The organism is Halomonas halodenitrificans DSM 735, assembly GCF_000620045.1.
Classification (GTDB): Bacteria; Pseudomonadota; Gammaproteobacteria; order Pseudomonadales; family Halomonadaceae; genus Halomonas; species Halomonas halodenitrificans.
The window spans coordinates 19,590-33,264 of record NZ_JHVH01000024.1 but is presented as its reverse complement, the minus strand read 5'-3'; the positions used below and the strand labels follow the sequence as shown (position 1 = coordinate 33,264).

Annotated in this window: 16 protein-coding genes and 1 tRNA gene; 7 read left to right on the top strand and 10 right to left on the bottom strand. The window is 64.9% G+C overall.

Annotated features, from left to right (window positions below; genetic code table 11):
- Window positions 1–83 precede the first annotated feature (83 nt).
- Window positions 84–263, top strand: a complete 180-nt coding sequence (locus Q358_RS0111640; RefSeq protein WP_027962169.1) for a PLDc N-terminal domain-containing protein — start codon at window positions 84–86, stop codon at window positions 261–263.
- 73 nt (window positions 264–336) lie between these two features.
- On the opposite strand, the gene Q358_RS0111635 is transcribed toward Q358_RS0111640, so the two are convergent.
- Window positions 337–552, bottom strand: a complete 216-nt coding sequence (locus Q358_RS0111635; protein ID WP_027962168.1) for a DUF3565 domain-containing protein — start codon at window positions 550–552, stop codon at window positions 337–339.
- Window positions 553–895: 343 nt separating this feature from the next.
- Here Q358_RS0111635 and Q358_RS0111625 point away from each other — a divergent pair, with 343 nt between their 5' ends.
- Window positions 896–1,609, top strand: coding sequence for a winged helix-turn-helix domain-containing protein (locus Q358_RS0111625; protein WP_027962167.1), 714 nt, complete (start codon window positions 896–898; stop codon window positions 1,607–1,609).
- Between the two features lie 3 nt (window positions 1,610–1,612).
- Window positions 1,613–3,232, top strand: a complete 1,620-nt coding sequence (locus tag Q358_RS0111620) for an ATP-binding protein (RefSeq protein WP_027962166.1) — start codon at window positions 1,613–1,615, stop codon at window positions 3,230–3,232.
- Window positions 3,233–3,449: 217 nt separating this feature from the next.
- Here the strand turns inward: Q358_RS0111620 and Q358_RS0111615 are convergent, their stop codons facing one another.
- Window positions 3,450–4,364: a LysR family transcriptional regulator gene (locus Q358_RS0111615; protein ID WP_027962165.1), complete on the bottom strand. Its 915-nt coding sequence runs from the start codon at window positions 4,362–4,364 to the stop codon at window positions 3,450–3,452.
- Between the two features lie 247 nt (window positions 4,365–4,611).
- On the opposite strand from Q358_RS0111615, the gene Q358_RS0111610 reads away from it, so the two are divergent.
- Window positions 4,612–5,307, top strand: coding sequence for a COG3650 family protein (locus tag Q358_RS0111610; protein ID WP_027962164.1), 696 nt, complete (start codon window positions 4,612–4,614; stop codon window positions 5,305–5,307).
- A gap of 48 nt (window positions 5,308–5,355) precedes the next feature.
- Here Q358_RS0111610 and Q358_RS0111605 read toward each other — a convergent pair whose 3' ends face one another.
- Complete coding sequence (locus Q358_RS0111605) at window positions 5,356–5,898, bottom strand: DNA-3-methyladenine glycosylase I (RefSeq protein WP_027962163.1); 543 nt, start codon at window positions 5,896–5,898, stop codon at window positions 5,356–5,358.
- A gap of 81 nt (window positions 5,899–5,979) precedes the next feature.
- On the opposite strand from Q358_RS0111605, the gene gloA reads away from it, so the two are divergent.
- Together gloA and Q358_RS0111595 are read left to right on the top strand one after the other, a co-directional pair.
- Complete coding sequence (gene gloA, locus Q358_RS0111600; RefSeq protein WP_027962162.1) at window positions 5,980–6,420, top strand: lactoylglutathione lyase; 441 nt, start codon at window positions 5,980–5,982, stop codon at window positions 6,418–6,420.
- The gene (locus tag Q358_RS0111595) at window positions 6,414–6,875 is read left to right on the top strand and encodes an META domain-containing protein (RefSeq protein WP_425402553.1); all 462 of its coding nucleotides are present in this window, start codon (window positions 6,414–6,416) and stop codon (window positions 6,873–6,875) included. The genes gloA and Q358_RS0111595 overlap by 7 nt, the downstream gene beginning before the upstream one ends.
- A gap of 85 nt (window positions 6,876–6,960) precedes the next feature.
- On the opposite strand, the gene secF is transcribed toward Q358_RS0111595, so the two are convergent.
- From secF to queA, 5 genes are all read right to left on the bottom strand, one after another.
- Window positions 6,961–7,884, bottom strand: a complete 924-nt coding sequence (secF, locus tag Q358_RS0111590; protein WP_027962160.1) for a protein translocase subunit SecF — start codon at window positions 7,882–7,884, stop codon at window positions 6,961–6,963.
- Window positions 7,885–7,893: 9 nt separating this feature from the next.
- Window positions 7,894–9,744, bottom strand: coding sequence for a protein translocase subunit SecD (gene secD / locus Q358_RS0111585; protein ID WP_027962159.1), 1,851 nt, complete (start codon window positions 9,742–9,744; stop codon window positions 7,894–7,896).
- A gap of 130 nt (window positions 9,745–9,874) precedes the next feature.
- Window positions 9,875–10,207, bottom strand: coding sequence for a preprotein translocase subunit YajC (gene yajC / locus Q358_RS0111580; RefSeq protein WP_027962158.1), 333 nt, complete (start codon window positions 10,205–10,207; stop codon window positions 9,875–9,877).
- A gap of 98 nt (window positions 10,208–10,305) precedes the next feature.
- On the bottom strand, window positions 10,306–11,424 hold the full coding sequence (gene tgt / locus Q358_RS0111575) for a tRNA guanosine(34) transglycosylase Tgt (protein WP_027962157.1): 1,119 nt from the start codon (window positions 11,422–11,424) through the stop codon (window positions 10,306–10,308).
- 145 nt (window positions 11,425–11,569) lie between these two features.
- The gene (queA, locus tag Q358_RS0111570; RefSeq protein ID WP_027962156.1) at window positions 11,570–12,610 is read right to left on the bottom strand and encodes a tRNA preQ1(34) S-adenosylmethionine ribosyltransferase-isomerase QueA; all 1,041 of its coding nucleotides are present in this window, start codon (window positions 12,608–12,610) and stop codon (window positions 11,570–11,572) included.
- 113 nt (window positions 12,611–12,723) lie between these two features.
- On the opposite strand from queA, the gene Q358_RS0111565 reads away from it, so the two are divergent.
- Window positions 12,724–12,810 (top strand) — tRNA-Leu (locus Q358_RS0111565).
- A gap of 57 nt (window positions 12,811–12,867) precedes the next feature.
- Here the strand turns inward: Q358_RS0111565 and Q358_RS0111560 are convergent.
- Together Q358_RS0111560 and Q358_RS18625 are read right to left on the bottom strand one after the other, a co-directional pair.
- Window positions 12,868–13,464: an exopolysaccharide biosynthesis protein gene (locus Q358_RS0111560; RefSeq protein WP_027962155.1), complete on the bottom strand. Its 597-nt coding sequence runs from the start codon at window positions 13,462–13,464 to the stop codon at window positions 12,868–12,870.
- Window positions 13,454–13,615 carry a hypothetical protein gene (locus Q358_RS18625; RefSeq protein WP_156940910.1) on the bottom strand — a complete coding sequence of 54 codons (162 nt, stop codon included), beginning with the start codon at window positions 13,613–13,615 and terminating at the stop codon, window positions 13,454–13,456. The genes Q358_RS0111560 and Q358_RS18625 overlap by 11 nt, the downstream gene beginning before the upstream one ends.
- Window positions 13,616–13,675 lie beyond the last annotated feature (60 nt).

Genomic DNA, 13,675 nt, shown 5'->3' with positions numbered 1-13,675 from the left:
AGGCTACTGTACCCGCTGTCTACGCTGTGCTACCCCTTAAGAGTGTCAAATCATATCAATGGACGTGACAAGGAGGATGTCAAATGGGTATCGAAGTCACCGGCCTGTTGGGTCTTGTCTGGCTGATCATCGTGATCTGGGCCATCGTCAAGGTGGCCAAGAGCGCGGCCAGCGGCCTGGCCAAGCTTATCTGGATCATCGTGCTCCTGGTATTTCCGCTGGTGGGGTTGGTCGTCTGGTTCCTGTTCGGCCCCAAGGGATAGCCGTGCCGGCGTGAGCAAGGCGTCGGGGCCGCTCCCTGGCGGCCCCGGTGCCTCAGTGGACCAGCTGGCCTGTTCACGGAAGAGCGGGATTGTCCCGTGGCTCGCCTCGGTCGCACTTCACGCAGCCCAGCTTCAGGCCGAGGCGCGAACGGCGCCCCGACTCGCTGGTGACCCAGGGGCGCTCCACCCAGGGAGGCTGGTGGCGCACATGCTGGTTATGGCCACAGGCCAGCTCGGCCACCCAGTGGCCTTCCTCGTCGCGGTGGTAGTCGACGATAGGTTGTTGCATTGGACTAGCGGTGCTCCGGCGGAGCCTTGTAATGCCCCGGCACCGTGACCCGCTCGCCGGTCGGCAGGGTGCGCACATGAGTGGGAACGTAGATCCGCTTGATGACACTCTTGTCCATGATCGATCTCCAGAAGCAGGGGCTTCGCCCCGGGAGCGAGGCCAGTTCAGTGTGCGGCTCGAGAGCAGTGGCAGGCAATACCTCTCTGGTGCTATAACCCAAGGCGTTCCTCGTTGCCGCATGCATTCATGCATGCGCAAGTGACAAATTCAGGTATCCTTGAACCAAGGCGGCTGGACACCGTTCCAAGGCTGCTGCCAAGCCATCAATGGAGCACACACGAGAATGGACGATAGCCTGCAGCCTCGCGAGCAGGATCACGTGCTGATCATCGAGGATGACGAGCGCCTGGCAGGTCTTACCTGCGATTACCTCGAGGCCAATGGCTTCCGCGTCACCCTGGAAGTCGATGGTACCCACGGCGTCGAAAGAATCCTTGCCCTGCAGCCGGACCTGGTGATCCTCGACCTGATGTTGCCTGGAGAGGATGGCCTGTCGATCTGCCGGCGGGTGCGCGACGATTATCCCGGCCCGATCCTGATGCTGACCGCACGCACCGATGATATGGATCAGGTGCTGGGCCTGGAGATGGGGGCCGATGATTATGTCGCCAAGCCGGTACAGCCGCGAGTGCTGCTGGCCCGCATGCGCGCCCTGCTGCGGCGCTCCGAACCCGTCGAGGAAAGCGGCGAATCGAACCTCTCCTTCGGTGACCTGGAGATCGACAATGCGACGCGTGAGGCGTGGCTGTCGGGGGAGCGAATCGAGCTGACCAGCGCCGAATTCGACTTGCTGTGGCTGCTGGCCAGCCATGCCGGGCGGGTGCTGACCCGCGAGGAGATCTTCTCCCAGCTGCGGGGCATCAAGTACGACGGGCAGGACCGTTCCATCGATGTGCGTGTCTCGCGCATTCGCCCCAAGATCGGCGATGACCCCCACCAGCCGCATCGCATCAAGACGGTGCGCAGCAAGGGCTACCTGTTCGTCAGGGATGCCTGAGCCATGCGTCGGGTCCTGGCCGACAGCACCTTCCTGCGCGTCTACCTGCTGCTGGCGCTGGCCCTGCTGCTGACCTTCGGACTGGGCCTGATGGGCATGGCGCTGGTCGACCAGGTGCGCCGCGAGGCGCATCGCGAGCAGCTAGCCGAGGCCCCCATGCGCCTGCTGACCGCACGGCTTTCGATGCTGCCGCCCGCCGCCTACGCTGCCTGGCTCGATGCCCAGGAGCAGCGCCTGGACATGCAGATCAGCGTGGTGGCTCTGAGCGAGGCGTCTCTCGGCTATTTCTCCCGGCGTCGCCTGGCCAATGACAAGGTGCTAGTGGAGCCCAGTGATGCCCAGGGCTGGCGACTGTTGTCGCGGATGCCTGATGGTGAACACCTGCTGAAAGTCGAACTCACCAGCCTGAGCGAGCATCAGCTGCGGGGTCTGACCTATCTGCTCGGCGAGTGGCTTGCCGTGATGCCGCCGTCGGACCGCGATGCCAGGCTCGACTATCTGGCCAGCGGGCGCCTGCCGGTATCCCTCGAAGAGGCGCCCCCCCAGGGGCTGGATGACTATCAGCTGCGGCGGCTTACCGCCGGTGAAGTCGTGATCCAGCTACTGCCCGGGCGCTGGTCCGTGAGAATCTTCCTGGCACTGCAGGAGCGAAGTGGTGATGCCAACTGGCTGGTGATCGGACCGGTCCAGGCCTTCGAGCCGATGCCCGTATCGCTGCAGCTCCTGCTGGTGCTGATCCTGCTGGCCGTGCTGGGAGTGGCCATCTATCTCATCGTGCGTGGCGTCGAGGCCCGCATGGTGCGCCTGGAGCTGGCCGCATCGCGCATCGCCGCCGGCCGGCTGGATACTCGCGTCAAGGTGGAGAGTGCCGACTTCGTCGGCCGCCTCGGAATGGCCCTCAACGGGATGGCCGCCCAGGTACAGTCGCTGCTGCGTGCCCAGCAGGACATGATTCGTGCGGTCTCCCATGAACTGCGCACCCCGGTGGCACGGATCCGCTTCGCGGTGCAGATGGTCGAGGACATGACCGACGAGCCGCCGGTACGTCGACAGCTACAGGGCGTCGATGGGGATATTCAGGAGCTCGATGGTCTGATCGACGAGATTCTCACCTATGCCCGTTTGGGTAGCGAGGCCATCAACGGGCGTGAGATGGATGCCGCGCTGGTGGACTGTCTCGCCATGGCTCGACGGGTGATCGAGGCGCTGAGCCCGCTGCATGACCATCTGGTCATCGAGCTCGTCGAGGCGTCCGATGTGGAAGTGCTCGCCGAGCCGCGCTACCTGCAGCGAGCGGTGCAGAACCTGGTGGCCAATGCCTGTCGACACGCCCGGACCCGGGTGGTGATCCGTATAAGGTGTGAGCCGGGCCTGGTCAGGTTCGACGTGGAAGACGACGGCCCCGGTGTGCCCCAGACCGAGCGCCAGGCGATTTTCAAGCCCTTTGCGCGTCTCGACGATAGCCGCACGCGCAGCGCCGGCGGCTATGGCCTGGGGCTTTCCATCGTGCACAAGGTCATGAGCTGGCATGGTGGCAGCGTGAGTGTGGACGATAGCCCAGAGCTGGGCGGGGCGCGCTTTACCCTGCTGTTGCCGCTACGCGGCCAAGAGGAGCCTGCCTAGCCTCAGGCGGGCTCGATTACTCTGCTGTTGCCGCTATGCGGCCATGAGGCAGCCATGAGGAGCCTGCCTGGCCTCAGGCGGGCTCGAATTACCCTGCTGTTGCCGCTATGTGGCCATGAGGCAGCCATGAGGAGCCTGCCTAGCCTCAGGCGGGCTCGAATTACCCTGCTGTTGCCGCTATGTGGCCATGAGGCGGCCATGAAGAGCCTGCCTAGCCTCACGCAGGCTTGATGCCGTCCAGCACCGCAAAGGAGGTCTCCCGGGCCGTGCGCAGGAAGTCCTCCATCCAGGGGGCCTGTCGGGTCTCCTCGCGAATCGCCGCAAACAGCGTGCTCCACACCCCCTTTTCGCTTAGCCTCACGGCCTTCACGTAATCGCGCTCCAGGTACTCGGTGATTGCCCAGTTGGGCAGCGCGCATACCCCCCGGCCGCTGGCCACCAGCTGCATCATCATGATGGTCAGCTCGGCGGTGCGTACCTCCCGGGGCTGTACTCCCGCCGGATCGAGGAACTGGGTGAAGACGTCCAGGCGCGAGTGTTCCACCGGGTAGGTGATCAGGGTCTCATCGGCCAGGGCCTCGGGAGTGGCGAACCCCCTGCCGGCCAGGTGATGCTGGCGAGCCACCGCCAGCAAGCCCTCATAGCGGAACAGTGGTTCGTAATGAACGCCGGGAAGCGGCTGGGGGTCGGCGGTGATGACCAGGTCGAGTTGTTCCCGGGCCAGGGCCGGGAGGGGGTCGAAATGGTGGCCACCGGGAATATCGATCTCGACTTCCGGCCAGTGGTCACGGAAGTGATCGATGGTGGGCATCAGCCACTGAAAGCAGCTGTGGCACTCGATGGCCATGTGCAGGCGCCCCTGTTCGTTACCGGCCAGCCGGGCCAGGTCGCGTTCGGCCATGCGCACCTGGGGCAGCACCTGCTCGGCCAGGGTCAGCAGTCGCAGACCGGCGCGGGTGAACTCCACCGGACGCGTCTTGCGTATAAACAAGGGGCTGCCCAGTCGCTCCTCCAGGTCCTTGACCTGGTGGGAGAGGGCCGACTGTGTCAGATGCACCCGTTCGGCAGCCTCCACCAGGGAGCCGGCGTCGCGCAGGGCGATCAGGGTGCGAAGGTGTCGCAGCTCGAGCATGTGTGAGTCACTTTCATCTTAAGAATTAAAAAGCTTAGTTTTGTTCACTCCTTATGGCCAGCCCGAATTCGTCGCATCCTTCATGACAACATCGCCGCCCTCGATGCCGGTGTTATCACCATCGAGATCTATGGCTGAGGTCCCGGCTCGGCGAAGGCATGGGATACTCCGCTGTGGGGGGCCGGCGGTGGTGGGGGCTGTTATGCTGGGTCTCATTCAGAAATCATGATCCACACAAGGAGATACCGTGCCCCGTTCCTTCGTACCCGCCGCCCTGGGAATGTCGTTGCTGTTGGTGGGGTGTGCCACCACCTCGGCCCCGATTACCACGGATGACCATGCGCCGTTGATGCCCTCGACCCTCTTCCCCGGCGGTGCCGAAGCCTTCACTGCCTGGCAGTGTTCGCCTGACCAGGGGCTGGTGACGGCCGCCCTCGAGGACGAGCTGCGGCTGTGGTCAGCCCATGGTGCCTGGCGTCTGGCACCTGCCGTGGTGGCCAGTGGGGAACGCTACGAGATGGGCGAGCTGAGCTTCTGGCAAAAAGAGGAAGGCGCCATCGTTGAGTCGCCTCGAGGACGGCTGGAGTGTCAGGCAAACATGCGGCGCCTGGCGCTTACCCGCGAACAGCGCCCCGGCGTGATGTTCTACGCACGGGGCAACGAGCCCGGCTGGACGGCGAGCCTGGCTCACGACCGGCCCACAGTGCATCTCAGCCTGGATTACGGCAGCCGCGAGCAGACCCTGCCTTATCGAGTCACGCAGATGGATAACGAGACCGGGCGGGTCATCCTGGCCAGCGGGCGCGGCGACACCCCCTTCGAGCTGCGTATCGAGGCGCGAGCCTGCTTCGATGACATGAGCGGTGAACCCTTCCCGGCTCGGGTAACGCTGAACGTGGATGGAGAGCAGTATCGGGGTTGCGGCCAGGGTATTGCGCCCTGAGGAGGTGCGTCAGGCCTCCGACTGCCTGACGCACTTGTCCGGCAACGATCATTCCCGTGAACGGGTCCAGGGCGGGGCGGCCGCCAGGATGCGTGCCTGCACCGGGCAGCCGTCGCGGTGCGCGCCGGGCAGGTAGCCGGTACTCATCAGGAACTCGCCGGTGATCTCCGGTCCGGTGAACTTGAAGGTGCGCTTGAAGCACTTGACCCAGTCGCCGTGGGATAGAGGATGCTGATGGTCGAGCCAGGCGCGGAAACTGCCGTGGCTCTCCTGCAGGGCCTGGATGACGCCGGCGTTGTGGATGACCGCCTCGACCTTGAGCCGATTGCGGATGATGCCGGCATCATCCAGCAGGCGACGTCGTTCGGCCTCTCCATAGGCCGCCACTCTCTCGATGGAGAAACCGTCGAAGGCGCGTTGGAAGGCCTCGCGCTTCTTCAGCACGGTGAGCCAGGAGAGCCCCGCCTGGTTGATTTCCAGCGCCAGGCGCTCGAAGAGAATGTCGTCGTCGGCCACGGGGAAGCCGTACTCGTGGTCATGGTAGGGGCCGTGGAAGGGATGGCCGGGGGCCAGGTCGCAGTAGTCGCTCATGTTCGGGTACTCCGGATCATTCCACCTTCCTGTTGTTGGGGTTTACACTGGCTTCTTACGCTACACGATAAGGAGTCTCACATGCAGTACCTGCATACCATGGTGCGCGTCAGCGACCTCGATGCGTCCCTGCGCTTCTATTGTGACCTGCTGGGCCTCAAGGAGGTGCGTCGCAAGGAGAACGAGAAGGGGCGTTTCACCCTGGTCTTTCTGGCCGCCCCCGAGGACGAGGCTCGCTCGACGGAGCTCAAGGCACCGGAACTGGAGCTGACCTACAACTGGGACCCCGAGGAGTACGACGGAGGGCGCAACTTCGGTCATCTGGCCTATCGCGTCGATGATATCTATGCACTCTGCGAGACGCTGCAGGATGCCGGGGTGACCATCAACCGACCGCCCCGTGACGGTCATATGGCCTTCGTGAGGAGCCCCGACGGCATCTCGGTGGAGCTGCTGCAGACGGGCGAGGCCCAGGCGCCTCGCGAGCCCTGGGCTTCCATGGAGAACACCGGCACATGGTAACCATGACGCGCATGCCCCGAGTCCTGGCGCCACTGCTGGTGCTCTCCGCGACGCTCATGCTGACTGCCTGCAGCAGTCGCGACTCGGTCCCGGACGGGATGAACGGGGATGCCCTGGACGGTCCGCTGACGGAGCAGCGCTGGAACCTGCTGCTGCTGGGCACCAGCGAGCGGCTTTCCATGCCCGAGGCCGCCTGGTTCGAGGTCGACGGCGACGGTCGCCTCGTGGGCAGTGATGGCTGCAACGCGATGCAGGGTCGAGTACGCCTCGGAGACAGTCAGCGCATCGAGGTCACCGAGCTTGCCACGACGCGTCGCGGCTGCCCTCGGCTGGAAGACGCCGCCCGGGTCACCGAGATGCTGGAGACCGCGTATCGCTATCTGATCGATCACGACCGCCTGGTATTCTTCGGGCCCGATCAGCGGGTGCTGGGGGGGTGGCGCAAGGCCAGCTGAGGCCGCCAGGCGTCACCGGGTATCGGTAAACGAAAAGCGCTCCGCCGAGGCGGAGCGCTTTTCGTTGCGGCCAGGGAACTGCCGTTCAAGGCAGTTCTTCGGCTTCCGGGTCTTCCTTCTGTGTGGGGATCAGGTCCTCGCGATTCAGCTTGACGCTGAGCAGCAATGCCGAGGCCACATAGATGGAAGAGAAGGTGCCGACCACCACGCCGATGAGCAGGGCGATGGCGAATCCCTCGATCATGTCACCACCCAGCACCAGCAGGGCGATCAGCACCAGCAGGGTGGTGCCGGAGGTGGCGAGGGTGCGCGACAGGGTCTGGTTGAGCGAATCGTTGAAGATTGCCGGCATGTCGTCGATGCGCGACTTGCGGATATTCTCGCGGATGCGGTCATAGACCACGATGGTGTCGTTGAGCGAGTAGCCGATCACCGCCAGCACGGCGGCCAGCACGGTGAGGTCGAACTCGATCTGGAACAGCGAGAAGGCACCGACCACGATGATCACATCATGCATCAGGGCCAGCAGGGCACCGACCGCGAACTTGTACTGGAAACGAAAGGCCACGTAGAGCATCACGATGCCCAGCGCCACCAGTAGCCCGAGGCCGGACTGGTCACGCAGCTGATCACCCACCTGAGCGCCGACGAATTCGGCGCGCACCAGGTTGACCTCCTCTCCGCCATGGCGCAAGAGCTCCACCACGCGGTTGCCCACGTCGGCATCGAAGGCCTGCTGAAGGCGAATCAGCACCTCGTTGGCGGCGCCGAAGGTCTGCACCGAGACGTCGCGGAACTCGGCGGACTCCAGGGTCTGGCGCACCGCGTCCAGGGAGGGCGCCACGGCGTAGCGCACCTCCACCAGGGTGCCGCCGGTGAAGTCCAGCCCCAGGCTGAGCTGCTGGAACACCAGCGAGACGAGCGATGCCAGGATCAGCAGGGCGGAGACCGCGAAGGCGATCTTCCGCTTGCTCATGAAGTCAATCTGTCGATTGGCCAGGCTTTTCATGTTCACCTCTTATATCCAGAGCTTCTTGACCGGCTTGCCGCCATAGACGAGATTCACCATGGCGCGGGTCACCATCAGGGCGGTGAACAGCGAGGTGAGAATGCCCAGCGACAGCGTCACGGCGAAGCCCTTGACCGGTCCGGTACCGATCGAGAACAGAATCACCGCCACCAGCAGGGTGGTGATGTTGGCGTCGACGATGGAGGTGAAGGCGCGCTCGTAGCCGGCATGTATCGCCTGCTGAGCCGAGAGTCCCCCACGCAGCTCTTCGCGTATTCGCTCGAAGATCAGCACGTTGGCGTCCACGGCCATGCCCAGCGTCAACACGATCCCGGCGATGCCGGGCAGGGTGAGGGTCGCGCCGAGCATCGACATCACCGCCACCAGCAGGGTCAGGTTGAGCGCCAGGGCCAGGTTGGCGAAGATGCCGAACACCTTGTAGCGAATCAGCATGAACAGTACCACCAGCAGCAGGCCGATCTGCACCGACATCACGCCGCGCTTGATGTTTTCGGCACCCAGGCTCGGGCCGATGGTGCGTTCCTGCACGAAGTAGATCGGCGCGGCCAGCGAGCCCGACCGCAACAGCAGGGAGAGCTCCGCCGCCTCGGTGGGCGAGTCGAGCCCGGTGATGCGAAAGCTGTTGCCCAGGGCACTCTGGATGGTGGCCAGGCTGATGATGCCGCGCTCGGTGTAGGGGTCGCGGACCACCGTCTTCTCACCGTCGACGATCTCAACGCTGTCGCGGGTCTTGTGCTCGATGTAGACCACCGCCATGTTGCGGCCGATATTGGTGCGAGTGGCGCGGTTCATCAGCGTACCGCCGGTCCCGTCCAGGTTGATATTGACCTGGGGGCGGCCATTCTCGTCGAAGCTGCGGTTGGCGTTGGAGACCTGGTCGCCGGTGATGATCACGTCGCGTCTCAGGTCGGCGCTGCGTGACGGCGTATTGCGGAAATCCAGCGTCTCGATTTCGCTGTCGGGCGCATCGGGACGCGCCTCGAGGCGGAACTCCAGGTTGGCGGTGGCGCCGACGATGCGCTTGGCTTCGGCCGTGTCCTGAACGCCGGGCAGCTCCACCACGATCCGGTCCGGGCCCTGGCGTTGTACCAGGGGCTCCGCCACGCCCAGCTCGTTCACCCGGTTGCGCAGGGTGGTCAGGTTCTGGTTGATGGCGTAGTCCTGGATCTCGTTGACCGCCTGTTCGGTAAGGGTCATGGCCAGGGAGGCGCCGCGCCCGTCACCGAGGTTCTCGTACTGGAAATCGGGGAACTCACGGCTGATCAGGCTCCGACCGGTGTTGCGGTCGTCGGCGTCGGTGAAGGTCAGCGTCAGGGTCTGCTCTTCGATCCGGGTATCACGATAGCGAATGCGCTCGTCGCGCAGAAGCTCGCGCATGGCGCTGGCGTTGACTTCCAGGCGCTGACTCACGGCGGCTTCCATGTCCACTTCCAGCAGGAAGTGGACGCCACCACGCAGGTCGAGGCCCAGGGTCATGGGCGAGGCGGAGAGCGACTGCAGCCACTCAGGCGTGGATTCGGCCAGATTGAGGGCGACGACATACTCCTCGCCGAGCATGGCGGCGACGCGGTCGCGGGCGGCGAGCTGGGCATCGGGGTTGCGCAGGCGCAGCAGGGTGCTGGTCGTGCTGCTCTCGACGTCCTTCACTTCGATGCCGGCATCGGTCAGGGACGACTGGATACGCTCGAGCTGGCGCTCATCGACGGTGGCGTCACCGCGCTCGCTGCTGATCTGGATCGCCGGGTCTTCCGGGAAGAGGTTGGGCAGCGAATAGACCAGGCCGACGAGCAGGACGATGAGTATCAGCAGATACTTCCACAGGGGATAACGGTTGAGCATGCGGGCCCTGTCCTAGGTTGCTGACTAAGGGGGAGCTGACGCGATCGCGCCACGACGGCCCCGGCGTAGCCGGTGGCAGTCGAAGATCGGCCCCACCGATGACAGTCGCCGGGGCCGGACAACAAGCGGGTCAGATGGACTTGACGGTGCCCTTGGGCAGCACGGTGGCGACGGCGCTCTTCTGCACGTTGACCTGGGTGCCCTCGGCAATTTCCATGGTCAGGAATTCGCTTTCGTCGCTGACCTTGGTGATACGGCCGAGCATGCCGCCGCCGATGACGACCTCGTCACCCTTGGCGAGGCCGGCGATAAGCTGCTTGTGCTGCTTGGCACGCTTGGCCTGGGGGCGCCACAGCAGGAAGTAGAAGATGGCCACGAAGCCAACCAGCATGACGATCTGAGCGATGCCACCGCCGGCGGGGGCATCCTGGGCGTAGGCCGGGGCGATAAAGAAATCCAGCATTGAGGAGGGTCTCCAGATTGGGATGGGTAATGGGACTGTCTCGCTCGCGAGGCAGTGTCAGCCGGTACCGGGCCCTGAAGAATCGGCACCGGCTGCTATCAGTTCGGGGCGGGAGGCACCGGCAGGCCGCGCCGGGCATAGAAGCCTTCCACGAAGTTCGCCAATGTACCCGCTTCAATGGCACCGCGCAAACCGGCCATCAGTCGCTGATAGTGGCGCAGGTTGTGGATGGTATTGAGCATCGAGCCGAGCATTTCACCACAGCGGTCCAGATGGTGCAGATAGGCGCGGGAGAAGTGCTGACAGGTATAGCAGTCGCACTCGGTATCCAGCGGGCCGGTATCGTGGCGATGGCGTGCGTTGCGGATCTTCACGGTACCCGTGGCGGTGAACAGATGGCCGTTGCGAGCGTTGCGCGTGGGCATCACGCAGTCGAACATGTCGACGCCGCGGCGTACGCCTTCCACCAGGTCTTCGGGCTTGCCCACGCCCATCAGATAGCGGGGCTTGTCGTCCGGCATCCAGCCGGGGAGATAGTCGAGGACCTTGAGCATTTCTTCCTTGGGCTCGCCCACGGAGAGACCGCCGATGGCCAGGCCGTCGAAGCCGATCTTCGTCAGCCCCTCGAGGGAGCGCTCGCGCAGTTCGGGATACATGCCGCCCTGGACGATGCCGAACAGCGCCGACGGGGAGGTGCCATGGGCCTCGCGCGAGCGTTCGGCCCAGCGCAGCGAGCGCTCCATGGAGAGCCGTGCCTCCTGCTCGGTAGCCGGGTAGGGGGTGCACTCGTCGAAGATCATCACCACATCCGAGCCCAGCGAGCGTTGCACCGCCATGGACTCCTCGGGACCCATGAAGACCTTGGCGCCGTCTACCGGCGAGCGGAAGTGCACGCCCTGCTCGGTGATCTTGCGCATGGCACCCAGCGAGAAGACCTGAAAGCCGCCGGAGTCGGTGAGAATCGGCTTTTGCCACTGGGCGAAGTCGTGCAGGTCGCCGTGCTCCTCGATCACCTCCATGCCGGGGCGCAGCCAGAGGTGAAAGGTGTTGCCGAGGATGATGTCGGCGCCGATCTCGGCAACCGATTGGGGCGTCATCCCCTTGACGGTGCCGTAGGTGCCCACCGGCATGAAGGCCGGCGTCTCGACGCTTCCCCTGGGGAAGGTAAGGCGGCCACGGCGCGCCCGGCCATCACTGGCCAGGCGCTCGAAGTTCATGAAGCATTCGTCTCGCATGGAAAATCTCAATGCTGGGACAAGGCGTCCTGAAGAAGGTCAGACAAGGCAAACGCTGTCGAAAAACACGGAGCTTACGGGGGTAAATGCGTATCTTGAGACAGCGTGTAACGCCGAATGGCCGAACTCAGGGCGTCTTGCGGGTGAGGAACATGGCATCGCCGTAACTGAAGAAGGCATAGCGCTCGGCGACTGCCTCGCGATAGGCGGCCAGCGTCGTGTCGTAGCCGGCGAGAGAGGCCACCAGCATCAGCAGGGTGGACTCCGGCAGGTGAAAATTGGTGATCAGGGCATCGACGCAGCGCCACGCATAGCCCGGATAGATGAAGATATCGGTCTCGCCACGGTAGGGGGCGATCTCGCCATTCGCGCTCTTGGCGCAGGCGCTCTCCAGGCAGCGCACGCTGGTGGTGCCCACGGCGATGACGCGGCGGCCGGCGGCGCGGGCGGCCGCGACCTTGGCGCAGGCCGCCTCGTCGACTTCCAGCCACTCGCTGTGCATCTGGTGTTCGCGGATATCGTCGACGCGCACCGGCTGAAAGGTGCCGGCGCCCACATGGAGGGTCACGAAGGCGCTCTCGATGCCCTTGTCGGCCAGCCCCTCGAGCAGTGGCGCGTCGAAGTGAAGCCCCGCGGTGGGGGCGGCCACGGCACCGTCGCGGCGTGCATACACGGTCTGGTAGCGCTCGCGGTCGCTGCCCTCGTCGTCGCGATCGATATAGGGCGGCAATGGCATATGGCCATGACGTTCGAGCAGCTCGATCAGCGGCGTCTCGCCGAGGAAGCGTAGCTCGAACAGGGCGTCACGGCGGCCCTCTACCACGGCCCGCACATCGCCTTCGAAGATCAGCTCGGTGCCGGGTTTGGGCGACTTGCTGGAGCGTAGGTGGGCGAGGCCGCGGTGGGCGTCCAGCGGACGCTCGAGCAACATCTCCACCTTGCCGCCGCTGGCCTTGTGGCCATGCAGCCGCGCGGGGATCACTCGGGTGTCGTTGAACACCAGCAGGTCGCCGGGCTCGAGAATCTCGAGCAGGTCGGGGAAACGGCGGTGGGACAGCGCCCCGCTCGGGCCATCCACGCACAGCAGTCGGCAGTCGGTACGCTGCTCTGAGGGATAGCGGGCGATAAGCTCGTCGGGAAGCTCGAAATGGAAGTCGGCGCGCTGCATGCGGTTCGGTGTCCGGTGGTATCTGGCAAGCCGCCTAGGATACCGGCTCGTCGCACTGAAGTCAGGTCCGAGATTGACCTGTGACCGGGCGCACGTATAATGCATCGCGCGTTGCCGGCGTGGCGGAATTGGTAGACGCAGGGGATTCAAAATCCCCCGGGTGCAAGCCCTTGTCGGTTCGAGTCCGACCGCCGGTACCAGCTTCTCGAATTCTCACAGACAGCCCTCGTGTCCACTCGACGCGAGGGCTGTCTGCGTTATGTCATGATGCTGAGTGCCACCACGGCCAGGGTGCCGCCGGTGAGCAGGTAGCCCGCCAGGGCGAAGAGGCCGTCGTCGGCGAGCAGCGCCAGGCCGAACAGGGTCAGGGCGAGACCGGCGCCGTTGGCGCTGAAGGGAATGAACTCCATGGGCGGCATGGCCAGGGCAATCACCAGGCAGGTCAGGGCCACGGCGAGATGGGCCGGCGGACGGGTCAGCACCGTCAGACGCTGGCGCAGTAGTCGGTCCGTCCAGCCTGCCGGCCGCTCAAGCCAGCCGAGCACCCGCTGGAAGCGCTCTCGCGAGGCGCGCCGCTCCAGCAGCCAGTTCGGCAGCCAGATGCGCCGACGCCCGAGCAGTAGCTGAATGCCGGCGAGCACCACCAGGCTTGCCATCAGCGTCGGGACGCCCGGAATATCGCCGACCAGCGGTGCCAGTGTGATCAGGCCGGCCAGCAGCAGGAAGGGCGCGAAGCTGCGCTGGCCGATCGTCTCCAGAATGGCTCCGAGGCTGATGGTGGCTTCGTGTTGGCCGGCCTGACGGACCCGTCCCAGCAGGTCACTCAGACTGGCGGGCCCGCGCTCAACGGCCACGGCGGGTGACCAGCAACAGGATTCCCAGCAGGATCAGTGCCGGGCCGACGAAGCCGGCGGGGCTGGCGGCTTGCCAGCCCAGGATGGGTAGCAGGATGCCCAGGCCGATCATCAGCCAGGCGAAGAGTCGAACCGACATGGTATCTTCCATCGTGAAATGGGTCTCCAGTCTAGCCGGTCGGCGATACGGCTGCAGCCCGGACGGTGCGAT

What these genes read in the sequence shown, in the direction of transcription:
- Q358_RS0111640 (WP_027962169.1), top strand. Translation starts at nt 84, where the DNA reads ATGGGTATCGAAGTCACCGGCCTGTTGGGTCTTGTCTGGCTGATCATC.
- Q358_RS0111635 (WP_027962168.1), bottom strand. Translation starts at nt 552, where the DNA reads ATGCAACAACCTATCGTCGACTACCACCGCGACGAGGAAGGCCACTGG.
- Q358_RS0111625 (WP_027962167.1), top strand. Translation starts at nt 896, where the DNA reads ATGGACGATAGCCTGCAGCCTCGCGAGCAGGATCACGTGCTGATCATC.
- Q358_RS0111620 (WP_027962166.1), top strand. Translation starts at nt 1,613, where the DNA reads ATGCGTCGGGTCCTGGCCGACAGCACCTTCCTGCGCGTCTACCTGCTG.
- Q358_RS0111615 (WP_027962165.1), bottom strand. Translation starts at nt 4,364, where the DNA reads ATGCTCGAGCTGCGACACCTTCGCACCCTGATCGCCCTGCGCGACGCC.
- Q358_RS0111605 (WP_027962163.1), bottom strand. Translation starts at nt 5,898, where the DNA reads ATGAGCGACTACTGCGACCTGGCCCCCGGCCATCCCTTCCACGGCCCC.
- gloA (WP_027962162.1), top strand. Translation starts at nt 5,980, where the DNA reads ATGCAGTACCTGCATACCATGGTGCGCGTCAGCGACCTCGATGCGTCC.
- Q358_RS0111595 (WP_425402553.1), top strand. Translation starts at nt 6,414, where the DNA reads ATGGTAACCATGACGCGCATGCCCCGAGTCCTGGCGCCACTGCTGGTG.
- secF (WP_027962160.1), bottom strand. Translation starts at nt 7,884, where the DNA reads ATGAAAAGCCTGGCCAATCGACAGATTGACTTCATGAGCAAGCGGAAG.
- secD (WP_027962159.1), bottom strand. Translation starts at nt 9,744, where the DNA reads ATGCTCAACCGTTATCCCCTGTGGAAGTATCTGCTGATACTCATCGTC.
- yajC (WP_027962158.1), bottom strand. Translation starts at nt 10,207, where the DNA reads ATGCTGGATTTCTTTATCGCCCCGGCCTACGCCCAGGATGCCCCCGCC.
- tgt (WP_027962157.1), bottom strand. Translation starts at nt 11,424, where the DNA reads ATGAACTTCGAGCGCCTGGCCAGTGATGGCCGGGCGCGCCGTGGCCGC.
- queA (WP_027962156.1), bottom strand. Translation starts at nt 12,610, where the DNA reads ATGCAGCGCGCCGACTTCCATTTCGAGCTTCCCGACGAGCTTATCGCC.
- Q358_RS18625 (WP_156940910.1), bottom strand. Translation starts at nt 13,615, where the DNA reads ATGGAAGATACCATGTCGGTTCGACTCTTCGCCTGGCTGATGATCGGC.